The organism is Bradyrhizobium uaiense (assembly GCF_010811875.1).
Lineage (GTDB): Bacteria > Pseudomonadota > Alphaproteobacteria > Rhizobiales > Xanthobacteraceae > Bradyrhizobium > Bradyrhizobium uaiense.
Window position 1 is genome coordinate 1 of record NZ_VKHP01001139.1, and the last position, 232, is coordinate 232.

At 62.1% G+C, this 232-nt stretch carries 1 protein-coding gene; it reads right to left on the minus strand.

The window, feature by feature from the left end; translation table 11 throughout:
- Positions 1–232 (minus strand): transposase (locus FNJ47_RS49100; RefSeq protein ID WP_163163868.1); only part of this gene is annotated, 232 nt, incomplete at both ends.

A 232-nucleotide genomic window follows, 5' to 3' on the forward strand; every position in this document is an offset into this window, starting at 1 on the left:
TCGAAGTCCGGATCATCGGACATCGCCTCGAAGATCCGCCACCAAACACCCTTGATGCTCCATCGGCTGAAGCGCCGGAACACGCTGTTCCAATCGCCGAAGACCTCCGGGAGATCGCGCCAGGGAGACCCCGTACGCACGATCCACAGCACTCCTTCAACGAACATTCGGTTGTCGCGCCCGGTCGAGCCCTTCTGATCCGGGCGCCCTATGATCAACGGCGCCATCCGCT